The organism is Bacillus sp. JK74, assembly GCF_053663395.1.
The window spans coordinates 119,351-136,526 of record NZ_JBSJQB010000003.1 but is presented as its reverse complement, the minus strand read 5'-3'; the positions used below and the strand labels follow the sequence as shown (position 1 = coordinate 136,526).

At 47.4% G+C, this 17,176-nt stretch carries 17 protein-coding genes; 4 read left to right on the top strand and 13 right to left on the bottom strand.

Annotated elements, in window-relative coordinates; translation table 11 throughout:
* Nucleotides 1-164: 164 nt before the first annotated feature.
* The 6 genes from ACWJJ5_RS10860 to sppA form a co-directional block, all read right to left on the bottom strand.
* The gene (locus ACWJJ5_RS10860; protein ID WP_173613153.1) at nucleotides 165-1,151 is read right to left on the bottom strand and encodes a class I SAM-dependent methyltransferase; all 987 of its coding nucleotides are present in this window, start codon (nucleotides 1,149-1,151) and stop codon (nucleotides 165-167) included.
* A gap of 61 nt (nucleotides 1,152-1,212) precedes the next feature.
* Complete coding sequence (gene tpx, locus ACWJJ5_RS10855) at nucleotides 1,213-1,716, bottom strand: thiol peroxidase (protein ID WP_007408050.1); 504 nt, start codon at nucleotides 1,714-1,716, stop codon at nucleotides 1,213-1,215.
* 115 nt (nucleotides 1,717-1,831) lie between these two features.
* Complete coding sequence (ytfJ, locus tag ACWJJ5_RS10850) at nucleotides 1,832-2,272, bottom strand: GerW family sporulation protein (RefSeq protein ID WP_003152423.1); 441 nt, start codon at nucleotides 2,270-2,272, stop codon at nucleotides 1,832-1,834.
* A gap of 12 nt (nucleotides 2,273-2,284) precedes the next feature.
* Nucleotides 2,285-2,974, bottom strand: coding sequence for a DUF2953 domain-containing protein (locus tag ACWJJ5_RS10845; RefSeq protein WP_069473535.1), 690 nt, complete (start codon nucleotides 2,972-2,974; stop codon nucleotides 2,285-2,287).
* A gap of 77 nt (nucleotides 2,975-3,051) precedes the next feature.
* Complete coding sequence (locus ACWJJ5_RS10840; RefSeq protein ID WP_017418361.1) at nucleotides 3,052-3,543, bottom strand: RDD family protein; 492 nt, start codon at nucleotides 3,541-3,543, stop codon at nucleotides 3,052-3,054.
* 13 nt (nucleotides 3,544-3,556) lie between these two features.
* A complete protein-coding gene (gene sppA / locus ACWJJ5_RS10835) occupies nucleotides 3,557-4,564 on the bottom strand; it encodes a signal peptide peptidase SppA (protein WP_003152419.1) in 1,008 nt (335 codons plus the stop codon).
* A 181-nt stretch (nucleotides 4,565-4,745) separates the two neighbouring features.
* Here sppA and ACWJJ5_RS10830 point away from each other — a divergent pair, with 181 nt between their 5' ends.
* Nucleotides 4,746-5,552 carry an NAD kinase gene (locus ACWJJ5_RS10830; protein ID WP_176283467.1) on the top strand — a complete coding sequence of 269 codons (807 nt, stop codon included), beginning with the start codon at nucleotides 4,746-4,748 and terminating at the stop codon, nucleotides 5,550-5,552.
* Nucleotides 5,553-5,568: 16 nt separating this feature from the next.
* On the opposite strand, the gene ACWJJ5_RS10825 is transcribed toward ACWJJ5_RS10830, so the two are convergent.
* From ACWJJ5_RS10825 to ACWJJ5_RS10805, 5 genes are all read right to left on the bottom strand, one after another.
* Nucleotides 5,569-7,164, bottom strand: coding sequence for an amidohydrolase (locus ACWJJ5_RS10825; protein WP_176283468.1), 1,596 nt, complete (start codon nucleotides 7,162-7,164; stop codon nucleotides 5,569-5,571).
* A 23-nt stretch (nucleotides 7,165-7,187) separates the two neighbouring features.
* Nucleotides 7,188-8,774 carry an acyl-CoA synthetase MbcS gene (mbcS, locus tag ACWJJ5_RS10820; RefSeq protein ID WP_020956201.1) on the bottom strand — a complete coding sequence of 529 codons (1,587 nt, stop codon included), beginning with the start codon at nucleotides 8,772-8,774 and terminating at the stop codon, nucleotides 7,188-7,190.
* A 147-nt stretch (nucleotides 8,775-8,921) separates the two neighbouring features.
* Entirely contained in the window at nucleotides 8,922-9,140 is a 219-nt protein-coding gene (locus tag ACWJJ5_RS10815) for an alpha/beta-type small acid-soluble spore protein (protein WP_003152415.1), read from the bottom strand.
* Nucleotides 9,141-9,220: 80 nt separating this feature from the next.
* Nucleotides 9,221-10,426, bottom strand: coding sequence for a tRNA uracil 4-sulfurtransferase ThiI (gene thiI, locus ACWJJ5_RS10810; RefSeq protein WP_032858466.1), 1,206 nt, complete (start codon nucleotides 10,424-10,426; stop codon nucleotides 9,221-9,223).
* A gap of 3 nt (nucleotides 10,427-10,429) precedes the next feature.
* Nucleotides 10,430-11,575: a cysteine desulfurase family protein gene (locus ACWJJ5_RS10805; RefSeq protein WP_065180631.1), complete on the bottom strand. Its 1,146-nt coding sequence runs from the start codon at nucleotides 11,573-11,575 to the stop codon at nucleotides 10,430-10,432.
* 193 nt (nucleotides 11,576-11,768) lie between these two features.
* Here ACWJJ5_RS10805 and brnQ point away from each other — a divergent pair, with 193 nt between their 5' ends.
* The gene (gene brnQ / locus ACWJJ5_RS10800) at nucleotides 11,769-13,109 is read left to right on the top strand and encodes a branched-chain amino acid transport system II carrier protein (protein ID WP_454022400.1); all 1,341 of its coding nucleotides are present in this window, start codon (nucleotides 11,769-11,771) and stop codon (nucleotides 13,107-13,109) included.
* A gap of 113 nt (nucleotides 13,110-13,222) precedes the next feature.
* On the opposite strand, the gene ezrA is transcribed toward brnQ, so the two are convergent.
* Nucleotides 13,223-14,914 carry a septation ring formation regulator EzrA gene (gene ezrA, locus ACWJJ5_RS10795; RefSeq protein WP_052586432.1) on the bottom strand — a complete coding sequence of 564 codons (1,692 nt, stop codon included), beginning with the start codon at nucleotides 14,912-14,914 and terminating at the stop codon, nucleotides 13,223-13,225.
* 195 nt (nucleotides 14,915-15,109) lie between these two features.
* On the opposite strand from ezrA, the gene hisJ reads away from it, so the two are divergent.
* Nucleotides 15,110-15,922, top strand: a complete 813-nt coding sequence (gene hisJ, locus ACWJJ5_RS10790) for a histidinol-phosphatase HisJ (protein WP_014305577.1) — start codon at nucleotides 15,110-15,112, stop codon at nucleotides 15,920-15,922.
* Here the strand turns inward: hisJ and refZ are convergent.
* Nucleotides 15,912-16,535: a forespore capture DNA-binding protein RefZ gene (refZ, locus tag ACWJJ5_RS10785; protein WP_007408038.1), complete on the bottom strand. Its 624-nt coding sequence runs from the start codon at nucleotides 16,533-16,535 to the stop codon at nucleotides 15,912-15,914. The two genes, hisJ and refZ, sit on opposite strands and share 11 nt — an antisense overlap.
* Before the next feature lie 125 nt (nucleotides 16,536-16,660).
* On the opposite strand from refZ, the gene ACWJJ5_RS10780 reads away from it, so the two are divergent.
* Nucleotides 16,661-17,143: a GAF domain-containing protein gene (locus tag ACWJJ5_RS10780; protein WP_025853271.1), complete on the top strand. Its 483-nt coding sequence runs from the start codon at nucleotides 16,661-16,663 to the stop codon at nucleotides 17,141-17,143.
* Nucleotides 17,144-17,176 lie beyond the last annotated feature (33 nt).

Below are 17,176 nucleotides of genomic sequence, written 5' to 3'. Positions count from 1 at the left end.
ACGAAGTCGATATTTTCTGATAAATCTCATTTGTGCCAAATGGACGGCACGGCCTTACGGAATATTATTTTCTTTCCTTAATTTGTGTTTTCGCCCTGATTTCCATTCATTTTAAAAAGCGAAAAGCAGCGCGGGATTTTGCGTCTCACACTGCTTTTTCGTCATTATTTTTCTTTTTGAATCCATTGATCCAATTTTGCCATCATCTCCCGCATCGCCTGCTGGTTCGCAAAAGAAGGAAGATTCGCCAAAAGCGCTTGTTTCGGCGGCTTTGTGTCTTCGCCTTTTTTCTGCAAGATTAAAATGCTCTTTGCCTGCGCTTCGTCTTTAAACATCGTAGCCGGCAGCTGGAGAAGGGCGTTGATATACACTTTTTCCGCAAAAAACCGCTTCAGTTTATCGCTTTGCGCGCTGTCAAACAGATGGTTCGGAATCATAAAAAATAAGTATCCGCCCGGTTTTGTATGTTTGACGCTCTGCTCAATAAATAAGTGGTGAGCAAATGAGTGGCCTTCATCCGCTTTCAGCTCAAACGCTTGAGCGCCTTCGTCATTCGGATAGTAGCCGACCGGCAAATCGCAGATAACCGCATCGGCCGGTTCGATAAATAACGGCTGAAGACTGTCCTGGCAGAACAGCTCCATTTCTTTTTCCTGCAGATTCGCCTGAGCATAAGCGATCTTCAGAAGGACATCGTCGATTTCAATGCCGAAGCTTTTTGCCGCTTTGTCAGAAAGCTGGTTTGCCGCGGTCAGCAGAAGATTTCCGGTGCCGCAGGCGGGGTCCAGCAATGTCAGGCCTTTTCGGCCGCCCGTAAATTTATTCACGAGGTAACTGATGAAAAGGCCGATCGTATCAGGCGTCATCTGTCTGTTCGGATGGGACTTATCTTTCAGTCCTTTTAAAATGGCGAGCTGGAACGCCTTGCGGATCCATTCATGCTCCCATTTTCTGAAGTCTGCTTTCGCAAGCAGGCTTTTAAGCTCGCCGGCTTGCTTTTCCTGAAGCGGAAGCTGGTCGGCCGTTTCAAGAAAATACATCTCTCCCGCCTCCGCAAGCCCCTCAATATAAGAAATCTCAAGGCCTTCTGCTATCACTTGGGCGGCTTCATCTAAAAGTTCATAAATCTGACCGACATGGTCGTGTTGCATGCTGTTTCCTCCTTGCCATGAAAAGAGCTCCGCGGCAGCACCCGGAGCTCTTTTTCCCTCTTTACTTGATTAACGCTTTTGCAGCTTCGATAGGCTTTTCATAATTCGGGTGGTTTGTCGCTTCGCTTACGTATTCCGCGTAAACGACTTTTCCGTCCTGATCAAGGACGAATACGGAACGCGCCAAAAGACGAAGTTCTTTGATGTAAACACCGAATGCTTCACCAAATGACATCTCTTTATGATCCGATAATGTTTCCACTTTATCAATTCCGTTCGCTCCGCACCAGCGCGCTTGTGCAAACGGAAGGTCGGCGCTGATTGTATAAACGTTCACATCACCGAGTTTTGCGGCTTCTTCGTTGAAGCGGCGTGTCTGCGCGTCACATACGCCTGTGTCAATGGAAGGAATAACGGATATGATCGTTACTTTCCCTTTCATATCTGCTAATGTCTTCTCTTCTAATCCGTTTGTCAAAACCGTGAAGTCAGGAGCTTGGTCACCCGGTTTCACTTCTTGTCCGATCAGCGTCACGGCTCCGCCTTTAAATGTAATTTCAGCCATTCTGATTCCTCCCTTTATCTATGTATAGCTCTATCATAGTCGAGTTTTATGCAAACTGCAAAGGTTATGCCGCATCGTAAAAAAAGCTAACTGCGGGCGGCAGTTAACTTTTCTGTTATAAATCGATATCCGTTCTTTTTTGGTTCCGGCCTTTTTCATTCTTTTTAAACATATGCTGGATGCGTTCAATCGTTTGAGGCGCGGAGTCTAACAGTTTATCAATCAGATGGGTGTTTTCGTCTAAATGAAGCATACGCACGCCGTTTGTTCCGACAATCAGAAACGCAATCGGCGTAATGGATACTCCGCCGCCGCTTCCGCCGCCGAACGGGAGCTTCTGCTCTTTTCTTTCATCATCATCGGTTCTTTTTTCAGCCGGCTTTCCTCCAAACTCGCTTCCGCCCGCCGCAAATCCGAATCCAACCTTTGAAACCGTTAAGATTACGCTGCCGTCAGGCGTTTCAACAGGATCGCCGATGATTGTATTCACGTCAATCATTTCTTTTAAATTTTCCATAGCGGTTTTCATTAAACCTTGAATGGGGTGGTCTGCCATATGCGCTCCTCCTTAAACTGATGAATCATTCTTTGAAGCAACCGGAACCGGCTGTTTCTTTCGTATGATAGAAAGTCCGTTCCGCCCGTATTTGAGCAATTTGAAAGCTGCACCTATAAGATGTCCAAAACGAAAAAAGAATATACACTGCAAATGCGTCTTGGATGCAGGCACTTGAAAAGACGGAATGACTTCGTACACCGGTTTATGTATGAAACGCAGATGATCATACAGCATCGCCGTAAGGCCTCCCTTTACGGCCCACAATCCGCCGGCGGCGATTCCCGTAACGGCGGCGTCTTTTATTCCGATAACCGTCACCCATTCGAACTTCGTAACACGGACTCCCGCAAGAAATGAGGCGGCGATTTGGCGCATCTGAAAGACTTGGTGCAGAATCATTTCTATTCTGTGAATGCTCTGTTTGACATCTTCATATGTGATTTTTTTCTTCTCTTTTTTCTGACCTTTCATTTCTGATTTCGTGTCCTGTTTGACATCAATAGACGCGTCTTCGCTGTTTACTTTAATGACGGGCAGCGTTTTTTTAAAACGGACCAGCCCGTATAAGGCCGAGAGTTTAAACGTCAGTTTGTCGTTATCTTTATCGTGAAGATATTCGAAAGTCAGATGGATTTTCATCCTCATGAGCAGCCAGACCAAAATGAGAATGAGAATAACAGCTGCTGCGGCATATCCCATAAGCTTCACTTCCTTAGCAGCATTATCGCCAAAACCCAAAAAAATAAACCCGGACGTTTATTCCGGGTTTACTGCTTTTATTTGCGGTACAGCGCTTCGTGAATCACCGTTGTGTCGGCGATCAAATCGTGAATGCCCTGCTTTTTGGGCGTAAACGCAATGACGATATAGAGAATCCAGATTTTATCGATATATCGCCCCACCGCTTCTCTGAAAATAACGGTGCTCCAAGTCAGCGGCTTTCCGGGCGTCAAAGAAGTGACCTTTAACCCGAAGACCATTTTGCCGAGTGTCTGATGAAACCATTTCGTCATGAACACAAAATAGGCGAGGTAGACGATCAGGGTTGTGACGGAATAAGCTGAGATTGTAAACATTCCGCTTGTTGCCGGGAGCTTCATCAGCGTGAAAATCGGTGAAACGATGAGATGGTTAAGTCCCCAGACCACCAGCCAATCAAGAAGAAACGCCCAAAACCTGATCCAAAAGCCCGCATATGCCTGCTCGGGCGCCTTCTGTTGTTCGGCTTCCTCTTCTTTGCCGTGAAAGCCTTCGTAAGTCGCGTCCATTCTTTCTTCCCCCCTACTTTGCATAGAGATACATCATCCGCGGCGAACCGGATTGCGAAATGAGTTCTTTCATATTCAGAAAATCAATTTCGCTTTTAAACATTTTCGCTGCGCTCATGGAAAAGAGCGAGCCTAATCCGAATCCTTCCTCGTATGTGATGACTGAAGCGTTTTTCATATTTTTATGGTCCTTTTTCATCGCGCTGATCGTATCATCGTAAAAACCCAGCTCATCAACGAGGCCGATTTTTTTCGCTTGTCTGCCGTCGTAAACACGGCCGTCGGCAATTTTTTTCACATCCGCTTTTGACATGTGCCGGCCTTTTGAAATGACATTGACAAATCCTTCATAAGAATCGTTGACCATTGTCTGCATGATCTTTCTTTCTTCCTTCGTCATGTCGCGGGTCGGGGACATGATGTCTTTATGCGCGCCGCTTTTAATGGTTTCAAACTTGATGCCGAGTTCATCGGCGAGCTTGGAATAATTGACGCTTTCCATGATGACGCCCAGTGAACCCGTGAGCGTTTCCGGTGAAGCATAGATTTTATCGGCGGCCGTTGAAATATAGTAGCCTCCCGATGCCGCCATGGAGCCCATGGATACATAAATCGGTTTCTTCGTTTCTTTCTTTAGTTCTTCCAGTTTTTTATGTATTTCCGCGCTTTCGTACACGCCTCCGCCGGGGGAATTGATTTTCAGTACAATTCCTTTGACGCTTTTATCTTCTTTCGCACGCTCAACCTGTTTTAAAAATGATCTGTGATCATACCCGCCTGAGCTGAGCAGGCCAGCGGACCCGCCGTTATCCTCAATCGTGCCGTCCACTTCAAGCACGGCGATTTTACTGCCGGGGCTGCCCTTATCCAGCGTCACTTCCTCTGTGTCATCTGTCAGTGATGCAAAGTCAGACCCTGTATCTCCGATATTCTTCAGCACCCCGACGGTCACACTTGCAATGACTGATACGCCGAAAATGCCGAGCGCGATGACGAGCGCAATCCATCTTTTTGCATTCATTTGTTCTCCTCCTTTTCTGTCAATATTCGTACGTTCCCCCGTAAAAAAAGATTCATTTTTTTCATGAAGCGCTTTCTCTTAACGGATAAACAGGAAACATGTTACACTATTGCCACAGGTATTTTAACACAATACCTGCTGGGAGAAAAACGTAAATATGACAGCAAAGGGGAATGGGGATATGACCGATCTTCGCCGCAATGTTTATTTTTTTCACAAACAAAACAACGAAACAAAAGAACAAGTCAGCTCTTTGAAGCAGCTTGCTGAATCGCACGGTTTTACAGTTGCGGCTCAACCGGAGGATGCCGGTATTATCGCCAGCATCGGCAGCGACGGCTCATTTCTGCAAGCCGTCAGAAAAACCGGATTCCGTGATGACTGCCTGTATGTCGGCATCGCTAAAAAAGGGAAAGCCCATTTGTACTGTGATTTTCACAGCGATGAGCCTGAAAAAATGGCGGCCAGCATGACCGCGGAACAGCTTGAGGTCAGAAAATACCCGCTCATTCACGTAACGGTGGACGGCAGCAATCATTTTCACTGTTTAAACGAGGTTTCCATCCGTTCAAGCATTATTAAAACGTTTGTGATGGATGTGTTAATTGATGATCTTCATTTTGAGACGTTCAGAGGAGACGGGATGATCATTTCCACCCCGACGGGCAGCACCGCCTACAATAAATCTGTCTCAGGCGCCGTTGTTGATCCTTTGATTTCCTGCATGCAGGTATCCGAACTGGCGTCGTTGAACAACAACACATACCGTACACTCGGATCTCCATTTATTTTAAGCTCAGACCGGAAGCTGACACTGCAGGTGGTGCAGGACGGAAATGAGCATCCGATTATCGGGCTTGATAATGAAGCGCTCAGCACGCGGAATGTCAAAAAGGTTGAGATTACACTATCCGATAAAAAAATCAAAACGGTGAAACTGAAAGACAACTCTTTCTGGGAAAAAGTAAAGCGATCATTTTTATCATAAAAAAAGAGGACGGGCATCACTGCCTGTCCTCTTTTTCATATACGATACGGCCGCCGACGACGGTTTTGACCGCTTCCAATTCATGAAGCTTTTTCGGATCCGTCCTGAACGGATCACCGCTGAGTACGGTAAAGTCGGCATCATAGCCGGGGGCGATCCGTCCGCGGCTATGTTCTTTATGGACGATGGCCGCGCTTCCCTCCGTGTAAAGCTGAATGGCTTCGTACACGGTCAGGCACTCTTTTTCATAATAGGCCGGACCTTCCGGGTGCTGCTTGCTTGTACGGAGCACAGCCGATTGAATGCCCAGAAGCGGATCGGCCGGCTCAATCGGGGCGTCTGAGCCTCCGGCGCACAGCAGCCCTTTTGACAGCAGTGTTTTCCAGGCGAAAGCCGTTTTCATCCGCTCTTCTCCGAGCCGGTCAATCACCCACGGAAAATCACTGGCCACAAAATGCGGCTGAAGATCAAGTCCGATCGGCAGCCGGGCGGCTCTTTCAATCAATCCGTCATCTAATACTTGCGCATGAATGAGCCTGTCTAGCTGTCCGGGCTTTGCCGGATATCTTTCGATAACATCGAGCACCTTTTCAAATGCAAGGTCGCCAATCGCGTGTACGGCGATTTCCATTCCTTTCTCTCTCGCTTTATAAACAAGAGCGGCAAGGGTCTCGTCATCGTGCACCTGAACGCCGGAAACTGACGGATTATCATGATAAGGCTTTTTCAACAGAGCGGTTCTGCCTCCGAGCGCGCCGTCAGCAAAAATTTTCATCGCTCCGTATTCCAGGTAAGGTCCGGTCGATTTATCCAGAGCGCTCCAGCTGTCGACGGCTTCGTGATGAACGAGCAGATGGGCGCGAAAAGGATAAAGGCCGCTGCCGGTTAATGACTCGTACGCGGCAACGGGAACGGACGCGTCTCCGTAGTAAGCCAGATCTTCTGAATGCCCGCCTGTCAGGCCTTTTGACCAGCAGTCCGTAATCGCCGTTTGAAGCGCGCGTTTGACATAGTGAAGTGAGACGGGCGGCAGGGCCTGTGTCACAAGCTCTTGGGCTTTATCCAGCAGAAGACCTGTCGGACCGGTGCCGTCCCGGACGATAATCCCGCCGTTTGGATCAGGTGTTTCGGTTGTAATTCCCGCCTCGCGCAATGCGGCCGAATTAACCGCAACGGCGTGCCGGCATACCCGCTTCAGCAGGACGGGGCGGTCGGGAAAGAGCGGGTCAAGGTCATGCTTCGTGACGTAATCCGGCCGTTCAAACAGATTTTCATCCCAGCCTTCGCCGATCAGCCATTCGCCATCTTCCAATTCACGCTCTGCTTCTTTTGCGGCCCGCAGGATCGCTTCTTTTGACGTCAGCTGCGACAAATCGAGGCGAAGCTGTTTTTCCCCGTGTCCGATTAAATGCATATGACTGTCCGAAAACCCCGGGAACATGACAGCTCCATGTAAATCGATTTCCTCCGTATCAGGCGAACCGTATGTTCCCTGGAGCTCCCGGAAGCCGCCCGTCTGTTTGATGATGCCGTCTTCGGTATAAACGGCTTCAGTGACATGATTCTCGTCAAGCATTGTATAGATGGTGCCGCCGTGCCAAATCGCTTTCATCCCCGCTCACCCTTTATCCTGTATTATGCTTTTTTATCAGCCTTCAGCCGTTCTTCACGCTGTCTCAACTCCACACGTCTGATTTTTGCGGACGCCGTTTTCGGCAGGCTTTCGACAAATTCAATTTCTCTCGGATATTTGTAAGGCGCCGTAATCGTTTTTACGTGGTTTTGCAGTTCTTTGACAAGTTCGTCACTGCGCTTTTCATCGTCTTGTAAAACGACATAAGCTTTTACGATTGAACCTCTGATTTCATCCGGGCTCGCCACGACTGCACATTCTTTCACTTCCGGATGCTTCACGAGCGCGTCCTCTACTTCAAAAGGCCCGATTGTATATCCGGAGCTGACGATAATGTCATCATTGCGGCTCTCAAACCAAAAGTAGCCGTCCTCGTCTTTTTTCGCGCGGTCTCCTGTAAGAAAGTAATCTCCGCGAATCTGCTTTTTCGTTCTTTCGGGATCTTTATAATATTCCTTGAATAAGGCCGGTGTGCTCAAATGCACGGCGATATCGCCAGTTTCGCCTGTTTCGCATATTTCGCCCTTATCGTTTATAATCTCTACTTGATTTCCGGGGGTCGGTTTGCCCATGCTTCCCGGCTTAATATCCATATCCTTCAGGACGCCGACTAACAGGGTGCTCTCCGTTTGGCCGTATCCGTCTCTCACTTTAATGCCGAAATGCTTCCGGAATACGTCAATGACTTCCCGGTTTAATGGCTCACCCGCAGAAACTGCGCTGTGAAGAGCAGAAAGATCATATTTGTCCAGCTCCTCCACTTTTGCCATCAGGCGGTATTCCGTCGGGGTACAGCAGAAGACATTTACTTGATGGCGCTCCAGCAGCTCTAAATACGTCTTGGCGTTGAATCTGCCGTGATAAATGAATCCTGTCGCGCCGCTTCCCAGAACGGCGAGCAGCGGGCTCCACACCCATTTCTGCCAGCCGGGCGCCGCGGTGGCCCACACTGTATCGTCTTCGGAAATATCCAGCCATGCACCGGCTGATGTTTTTAAATGGGCAAAGGCCCAGCCGTGTGTATGTACAACGCCTTTAGGCTGGCCGGTCGTGCCTGAAGTATAGGACAAAAACGCCATGTCCTCTCTTGTTGTATCAGCTGTTTGAAAACTGTCTCCGTCCGCTTCAATCGTTAGGAGGTTTTTCCAGCCGGCATCATTTTCACCGATTGACAATGTCACCAGCTGCTCGGTATTCACCTCGTCAAATGCGTTTATAAATGAAGGATAAACGATAGCGCCTTTCACTTCGGCGTGTTTGATCCGGTATTCAAGGTCTTTGGCGCGCAGCATTTCCGAGCAAGGAATGACGACCATCCCCGCTTTTAAGATCGCTAAATAAACGGCATACGCTTCAAGCACTCTCGGAACCATGACAATCAGCTTATCGCCTTTTTCAAATCCGAGACCTTTCAGGCGGGCTCCGATTTTATTCGTTTCTTCCATCAATTTTTCATACGTCCAGACTTTCTTGCCGCCTGTTTGATCTTCCCAAATAAGCGCGTTCTTCTCTTTGGAACGGCTGAACTTTTCGATTTCATTTACAAGGTTATAGTTCTTTGGGGCGATTAAATCTTCTCGTTTTAACACGAACAACTCCTCACTTTCTTTCCCCATTATACATAAACATAGGCCATTACAATAAAAATATGCATAAATTGCTTCCCGCTTCTATCTATACTCATGAAAAAAGAGCGGGGAATTCCCCGCTCTCTTAGCCATTATGTGAAGTTGTGATTAAAACTGCTGCTGGCTGCTTCCGCCCATGCTTTGCTGAGCAAAAGAGACAAGACGTTTTGTGATTTCTCCACCGACAGAACCGTTGGCGCGAGAAGTTGTTTCCGGTCCAAGGTTTACACCGAATTCAGAAGCGATTTCGTACTTCATTTGGTCGATAGCTTGAGCAGCGCCTGGCACTAAAAGCTGGTTGCTGTTTCCGCTGTTTGATTGTGACATGTGTATCACCTCCTTGTGAGTATAGAATGTGATAAAACACATGTCTTCATTCAAAAAAACTTTGGTAATTGTATACAGTTTTAAAACAGGCCGGCAAACTTATCGTGAGCTTCCTGCTCTGAGTAAACAGTGATGGTTTCGATGCCGGCAGCGGCCTCTGCAATCAGCGGTTCAAAATCAACGAAGCTTTCGAAGTGCTCGATTTTTTCTTTTTTCGGACGTGTTTTCGGACTTGGCGGCGTAAAGATGGTGCAGCAGTCCTCAAACGGCTGAATGCTTGTTTCATAAGTGCCGATTTCTTTTGATTTCTCGATGATTTCTGTTTTGTCCATTCCGATTAAAGGGCGCAAAACCGGTGTTGCCGTCACGGCATTGATCGCATACATGCTTTCAAGCGTCTGGCTCGCTACCTGCCCGAGGCTTTCCCCCGTAATGATCGCGAGCGCTTTTCGTTCTTCTCTGATTCTGTCCGCGATTTGCAGCATAAGACGCCGCGTCGCCGTCATCGTATAGTTTTCCGGGATTTGTTTTTGGATGAGTTCCTGCGTCTTTGTAAACGGCACGATATGAAGTGTCATACTGCCGCCGAACTTCGCGAGGCATCCCGCGAGATCCATGACTTTCTGCTTTGCCCGTTCGCTCGTATACGGCGGACTGAAGAAATGTACGGCTTCAACTGATAATCCCCGTTTCATCGCGTAAAAACCGGCGACCGGACTGTCAAAACCGCCGGAAAGCATCAGCATCGCTTTACCCGCGGAACCGACAGGAAGGCCTCCGGCGCCTTTTTCGTTACGAATGGTCAGGAATGTCGCTTCCTCCCTGATTTCAATCCGAAGCGGAATATCGGGATTTTTCACATCGACGGTTAATCCATCCGTGTTTTTCAAAATATGGCCGCCGATTTCAGCGTTCATCGCATTCGTATCTAATTCAAACTGCTTGTAAGCCCGTTTGGTCTCGACCTTAAACGTATTCCCCGGTTTATATTCGCCTTCTATCGCGGCTAAAGCCGTTTTTTTAATGTCTTCCAGCTTGCTTTCGCATTTAATTGCGAGACTGAAACTTTGAATGCCGAATATATTCTTTAATAAGGAACAAATTTCCTCCGGGTTTTCTCCATTAAGTGTAATTGACATCCGGTCCCGGTTTGAAAAGTATTTTACTTTTTTATAATCCTTTAATACCAGGCGGATATTCTGTTTTAATCTTTCAATAAAACTGCGTCTGTTTTTTCCTTTTGTGGATATTTCACCAAAACGGATTAAAATATGATCGTAATTCATATGCTACCTCATCATTTTTTTTAGTTTTTGAACAGCCGGCACCAGCGCGGCCATAAACGGCTCCGTGATGTCAGCCGTATGGCTGAAGTTCAGGCTGACTCTGATGCTGCTTGATGCAATCTGTTCGCCTTTATTCATTTGCAGAAGAACACGGCTCGGTTTGTGCTCTCTTGCCGAACATGCCGCGGTTGTGGAGACATATATTCCTTTTTCCTCAAGCATGTGCAGCAGCACTTCCGCCTTCACACCCGGAACGGAAAAATTAATGATATGCGGCGCGCTGTTTTCGGCGGGAGTGTTGATGACGACCCCGTCCGTCCCGCTCAGCCTTTCCATGAGCGCATTCTTGGCAGCCTCCACGGAAGAAAGCCGCTCATTCATGTCACGCGCGGAAAGATTGATCGCTTTCGCAAGGGAAACGGCGCCTGCCGTGTGTTCTGTTCCGGCGCGGACGCCTTTTTGCTGCGAGCCGCCCGTTATAAGCGGAATGAGCCGCGTTCCTTTTTTGACGATAAGCGCTCCGGTCCCTTTTAAGCCGTGAAACTTATGCCCTGAAACGGTGCAAAGGTCAATGCCCGCTTCTTCTATAGACAGAGGAACTTTATGAATGCCCTGCACATGATCAACATGAAACAGAATATTCCGGTGCTGCTTCAAAAACCCGCCGATTTCCTTTACGGGCTGAATGGAGCCGACTTCGTTATTGACATGCATGACGCTGACGATTATCGTATCCGGCCTGATAGCCGATTTGACGTCTTTCAAAGAAACGAAGCCGTTTTGATCGGCCGGAAGATATGTGACTTCAAAGCCGAACAGCTCTGTCAGCTGATCAAGCGTCTCCGTCACAGAAGGATGCTCAATCGCCGAAGCAATGATATGTCTTCCTTTACTCATGTTTGCCCAGGCCGCTCCCTTTAACGCAGCGTTATTCGCTTCAGTCGCGCCTGATGTAAATACAATATCATAATTTTTTAAACGTAAGGTTCTTTTTATTTGCTGAGCGGCCGCTTCAAGGAGCTGTTCCGTCTCAGTTCCTAACTGGTGCAGAGACGAAGGATTGCCGAAATAACGGCTGCTCGTCTGTTTATACACTTCCAAAACCTCTTCATACGGCTCGGTCGTTGAACTGTTGTCTAAATATATCATTTTTTTTACTCCTTTTATGAAAACGGTACATCGTATGATATTTATGCTACCATAACAAAAGTAAATAGAAATTTGCAATAAATCGAGTATTGACTTCTCTGTACATTGCCATATAATAAGTAATGTTCGTTTTGTTATATTATCTGACAATTAATTGACAGAATATTTCAACATAGTATTTAGGAGGACTTTTATGAAACACTCACTACCTGTCAAAGATACCGTTATTATCGGTTTCATGCTCTTCGCACTTTTTTTCGGGGCAGGAAATATGATATATCCGCCGGAGCTTGGGCAAGCGGCGGGGCATAATGTCTGGAAAGCGATGGGCGGTTTCTTACTGACCGGCGTAGGACTGCCGCTTTTGGGTATTATCGCCATCGCATTAACAGGCAAAGACGCGAAAGGACTTGCCGATAAAGCTCACCCGGTATTCGGCACTATTTTCACCGTTGTGCTTTATTTATCAATCGGGCCGCTTTTCGCGATTCCGAGAACCGGAACCGTTTCATATGAAATCGGTGCAGTTCCGTTTTTAAGCGGCATTCCGGAAAGATTATCTTTATTTGTTTTCACGTTGATCTTTTTTTCTATTACGTATTATTTAGCTCTTAACCCGTCCAAAATCGTGGACAGAGTCGGAAAGATTTTGACTCCCATTAAATTCGGTATCATTTTAATCATTGTCGTAAAAGCCATCGTCACTCCGATGGGCGGGCTGGGCGCCGTACATCAGGCATATTCCGGAACGCCGGTGTTCAAAGGATTTTTGGAAGGCTATAAAACAATGGATGCGCTCGCCTCAATCGTCTTCGGCGTCGTTGTCGTCAACGCTGTTAAAAGCAGGGGCGTCACCCAGCGTAAAGCGCTCGCGGCCGCTTGTATTAAAGCGGGTCTGATTGCAGCGGCGGGTTTGACATTCATTTATTTATCTTTGGCCTATCTGGGAGCGACAAGCACGGACGCTGTCGGGCCGCTCGGCGAAGGCGCAAAGATTTTATCAGCTTCGTCTGATTACCTGTTCGGTTCACTGGGAAACATCGTTCTCGGCGCCGCCATCACCGTTGCGTGTTTTACGACAAGCATCGGGCTTGTCACATCTTGCGGCGAATATTTTTCAAAATTGATTCCCGCTTTATCATACAAAATGGTGGTTACGATTGTCACGCTGTTCAGTCTGGCGATTTCAAATTTCGGACTTGCTGAGATTATTGCATTTTCAGTTCCTATTTTATCAGCCATTTACCCGCTGGCGATTGTCATTATCGTCCTTTCCTTTATTGATAAAATCTTTAAGGAAAGACGCGAAGTCTATATCGCCTGCCTGATCGGAACGGGACTGTTCAGTATCCTGGACGGTTTGAAGGCAGCAGGCATTCCGCTCGGATCATTAGATTCATTCTTAAACGCAAATCTTCCGCTTTACAGCATGGGAATCGGCTGGGTGCTTCCGGGCATTGCCGGAGCGATCATCGGCTGCATCATCACGTTTTTTATCAGCCCGCCCATCGAATTAAATAAAGCAAAATCGTAACATTCAGCGCCTGCGGTTTGATGTATATCAGCCATAGGCGCTTTTTATATTCCGTGAGAAACAAAAAAACTGCACCTCTGATTTCCATCAGGGTGCAGTTTTTGCTTGTGCGTCTATGAAGCAGATTGATCAGCTTTAATTTTTTTCACGGCGCCGGGAGCTGCTTTTTCAACAGCAGCTGCCGCCATCTCATAAGCTTCATTATAGCTGTAAGCGTAAAACAGCCGTTCCGCTTCTTTCAGCTGTTCGGATAAAATATGATTCTGGCTTCGGAAGCGGTTGCCGTACTGGATGATCCGCTCAATCAGCTTCACCTGAATCACAAGTTCTTCCGCCTCTTCGCTGACTTCCGCAACCACCTTTTCAGCTTCGGTCAGATGTTTGGCGGCTTCCTCCATGTTTAACGGCAGCTCTTCCAATTGGCTGACGGTCTCTTCTATATGATGATTTGCCGTCTCGAGCTTGTCCTTGACTTGTTCAGGAATTCCCGGCACGTTGCTTTTTTGCAGCATTCGGGCCGTGTCAGAAATGGTTTTCCGAAGATTCATCAGCGTTTCCCGCGCCTGCAGTTCTTCTTTTCTGAGCGCCTGCAGATTTTCACGGTATTCGGCATGTTCTTTCTGAGCCTCTTCCATCTGCTTTTCGATGGCCTCGACTTCTTCAATCAGCAGCGAGTAAGCGACATGCTCGCCGTCAAGCTTTTCTCTCGCCTGCTCAAGGAGCCGGCCTATCGTTTCCAGCTGTTTTTCGAAAGCATGCTGTCTGCCGATTTCTCCCGCCGTCAGCTGATAGCTTTCCTTGACGAGCTCCGTTTCGGTTTTTGTGCGGTCTTTTTCTTCCTCAAGCTTCTCATACGCGATGATCAGCTCAGGCATTTTGCTTAATACGGACTGTCCGGCTTCCACTTCGCCTTCCAGCTGTTCATACATGGATTGAATGGTTTCATCAATCAGCTGAAGAATGGCGGACGCTTCGTCGACATCTAATTCTTCCAAAAGCGCGCTTTCGGCCCGTTTCAATTGATTTGTGAGTGTCTCCAGCTCTTTTTCGATTTGAATATGCTCCAATTTGTAGCCTTTTTCCGTCATTTCCCGGTAGCCGTCTTTCAGCTTGGCAATTTGGTTCGGCACGGTCTGTTTACAGTCCGCGAGCAGTTTCGGAACGTCATCTATGTATGTTTGAAGCTGATCCAGTCTGCGGTCCTGTTCAAGCAGCACTTTTCTCGCTTTGATGTAATTGCCGCTTTCCGTCTCTTCTTCGAACTTTTTTATGCCGCTCCAGATTTCGTCGAGATCCGTCTCCAGACTGTTATATAGCTCTCCGTAGAGATGGCTGTACGCCAGAAGGTTTTTTCGCGCTTTTGAATACCGCTCACGCACCTGTTCAATCTCTCCGCGGCTTTTTTCCTCGCTCGTCACAAGATCGCTGATCTCACGCAGTATGCCTTCTATATTTGATTCGGCTGCAGTGAGGAGGTCGTCGATGTGGACAAGCACCTGATTCGCTTTTTTAAACCGGTATTTGTCGGCGTTCTCTTCGGCATCATAAAGGAGCTCTTCTACTTTCGGCAGATGGGCTGTGACAATTTCATCCCACTCTTCGCGCCATCTTTCAAAGAACTCTTCCGTCTCTCCGGTCATTTTCAGATGTTTGATCTTGGACATTTCTTCCACTATCGAACGGTTTAAAATTTCAATCTTCCATGACTCCAGCCGGTCAATTTCCGTATAAATTTTTTTCCTGAAAAAGTAGCCCGCCGCAAAGAGCGCGAGCAGTATAACCAATAATCCGATGACTAACTCCATAATGAGCCCCCTTGTTGTTCTCTTAATCTGTCAGGGTGTTTTATGTATTCAGAAAGATTTCAATATATGTATTGAGAAAATCTGTCGTTTTCATTGTTATTATGATACCATGTAACCAACATTTTTTGACCAGAAATCAAAAACTTTTTGCATAATTTCGGCAGGATTCTGCAATTTTTTAATGGAGTGACACAAATGGAAAAACGAGACGCTCATATCCACACGCCTTTTTGCCCTCACGGCTCGAAGGATGCGCTGAAAGAATATGTCGAAAAGGCCCTGGAAAGAGGCTTTGACTCGATCACATTTACAGAGCACGCCCCCCTTCCTCCGTCATTTCAAGATCCCGTACCGCTTCAGGACAGCGCGATGGATCTCAGACAGATGGAGGTTTATTTGGAGCGGCTGTCACAGCTGAAAAAGGAATACGATGGACAAATCAGCATTCTGACCGGGCTAGAAACTGATTTTATCACAGGGTATGAAGAGGAAACCGCGGCGTTTCTGAACACGTACGGCCCCTCACTGGATGACGGCATTTTATCCGTTCATTTTTTGAAGACCGGTCCGTCTTATATCTGCCTCGATTTTGACGAGCACGCCTTTCAGCAGCTCGCCGCGCACTTCGGAAGCGTTGAAGCCGTATATGAACAATACTATGAAACTGTGTATTCTTCCATTGTAACACCGCTCGGCCCCTTTAAGCCAAAACGGGTCGGCCATATCACGCTCGTCAAAAAATTCGCGCGCCTTTTCCCTTACAGCATGTCACCTCAAATAAGAGAGCTTGCGGCCCGCTGTCTTGACGCCGTGAAAGAACACGGAATGGAGCTGGATGTGAATACATCCGGGCTCAGAAAGAAGTTTGCCGGGGAAGTATACATGGAGGATTGGATGGCTGAGACGGCGAAGCAAAAAAAAATCCCGCTCATATTCGGGTCGGACGCCCATCAAGCGGAAGATGTCGGCAGTTCCTATGAAACGTACAAAAGCATCATTACTTCATAAGCGCCGCATCAGGCCGTCGGAACACGCTTTCGATCCAGATCTTCACCTCTTCAAAATACCTTTTATAAAAGTACGGTTCATGAGGCTGCATATAGAGCACCTCTGTAATGTATTGAGGCTGAAGATACGGCATCATCAAGAGGGATTTCAATTGCAGAATAAAATGCGGCACGGGCAGCGTCAGCCGTCTGTGGCGTGACTGCCCTTCTTCAATCACCAGCTGGAAAATATATTTTTCTTTCATTAAGTAAGTAGACATAATTTCCCTGATAAGCACGGAATCAATCGTCACTTCCCGGTACACAAACCGCGTTAATTGACGGTTATCGTGCTGATAGGATAAAATATCGAAAATCACCCGCAGGATGCGTTCCTGCGCGTCTTCACCGTTCATACTGACGGCGGCTTTTTCCAGCGCTTCAGTATAGCCTTCGTAAAACTCGGAAACTAAATGTTCCATTAATCCGCCTTTCCCTTTAAAATAGTAGGAGATGTGCGCAACATTTACATCAGCTGACTTTGCGATTTCACGGACGGACGTGCCGGAATAACCTTTTTGGTTAAACAGCTGGACAGCGGCGTTAATAATTTTGTCTTTGGTGCTTACTTTCATACGGCTCACCCCTTTATGTGTAACAATTCAAGCAGAAAGGCGCCGTTCCTGTAAGAACTTCTCGACAAATGCCGGCAGAACGGCCGGAACTTTGTTTGATATTATAGAAAAAGTGAGGGTTTTCCATGTTTCATGTCGAAAAACAATCCGGAGATAAAGAAAAAAGTTATCAGCTTCTGCTTAAACAGCTCGAAGCCATGACAGAAGATGAAACGGATGCGATCGCAAATTACGCGAATGCATCAGCGCTTTTATACCATTCATTACATGAAGTCAACTGGGCGGGGTTTTACTTCGCTAAAGAGGGCGAGCTCGTGCTCGGACCGTTTCAAGGACTTCCTGCCTGTGTGCGCATCCCGTTCGGCAGAGGCGTATGCGGCACTGCCTACTCTAACGGCGCCGTGCAGCGGATTGCCGATGTGAATGCGTTCCCGGGACATATCGCCTGTGACGCGGCTTCCCAGTCAGAAATCGTCCTCCCGATCCGCGTAAACGGTGAAGTGATCGGTGTGCTGGACATTGACAGCCCTGTGAAAAACCGTTTTGATGAAACGGACGAAGCCTATTTAGCAAAGTTTGTTGAAACGCTTGAAAAACGATTAGGATAAAAAAAGGAGCCCGGCCGGCAGGCCGGCTCCTTT

Bases quoted from the DNA above. Each gene is read 5' to 3' on its own strand.
- ACWJJ5_RS10860 (WP_173613153.1), bottom strand. From the start codon at position 1,151: ATGCAACACGACCATGTCGGTCAGATTTATGAACTTTTAGATGAAGCC.
- tpx (WP_007408050.1), bottom strand. From the start codon at position 1,716: ATGGCTGAAATTACATTTAAAGGCGGAGCCGTGACGCTGATCGGACAA.
- ytfJ (WP_003152423.1), bottom strand. From the start codon at position 2,272: ATGGCAGACCACCCCATTCAAGGTTTAATGAAAACCGCTATGGAAAAT.
- ACWJJ5_RS10845 (WP_069473535.1), bottom strand. From the start codon at position 2,974: ATGGGATATGCCGCAGCAGCTGTTATTCTCATTCTCATTTTGGTCTGG.
- ACWJJ5_RS10840 (WP_017418361.1), bottom strand. From the start codon at position 3,543: ATGGACGCGACTTACGAAGGCTTTCACGGCAAAGAAGAGGAAGCCGAA.
- sppA (WP_003152419.1), bottom strand. From the start codon at position 4,564: ATGAATGCAAAAAGATGGATTGCGCTCGTCATCGCGCTCGGCATTTTC.
- ACWJJ5_RS10830 (WP_176283467.1), top strand. From the start codon at position 4,746: ATGACCGATCTTCGCCGCAATGTTTATTTTTTTCACAAACAAAACAAC.
- ACWJJ5_RS10825 (WP_176283468.1), bottom strand. From the start codon at position 7,164: ATGAAAGCGATTTGGCACGGCGGCACCATCTATACAATGCTTGACGAG.
- ACWJJ5_RS10815 (WP_003152415.1), bottom strand. From the start codon at position 9,140: ATGTCACAATCAAACAGCGGAAACAGCAACCAGCTTTTAGTGCCAGGC.
- thiI (WP_032858466.1), bottom strand. From the start codon at position 10,426: ATGAATTACGATCATATTTTAATCCGTTTTGGTGAAATATCCACAAAA.
- ACWJJ5_RS10805 (WP_065180631.1), bottom strand. From the start codon at position 11,575: ATGATATATTTAGACAACAGTTCAACGACCGAGCCGTATGAAGAGGTT.
- brnQ (WP_454022400.1), top strand. From the start codon at position 11,769: ATGAAACACTCACTACCTGTCAAAGATACCGTTATTATCGGTTTCATG.
- ezrA (WP_052586432.1), bottom strand. From the start codon at position 14,914: ATGGAGTTAGTCATCGGATTATTGGTTATACTGCTCGCGCTCTTTGCG.
- hisJ (WP_014305577.1), top strand. From the start codon at position 15,110: ATGGAAAAACGAGACGCTCATATCCACACGCCTTTTTGCCCTCACGGC.
- refZ (WP_007408038.1), bottom strand. From the start codon at position 16,535: ATGAAAGTAAGCACCAAAGACAAAATTATTAACGCCGCTGTCCAGCTG.
- ACWJJ5_RS10780 (WP_025853271.1), top strand. From the start codon at position 16,661: ATGTTTCATGTCGAAAAACAATCCGGAGATAAAGAAAAAAGTTATCAG.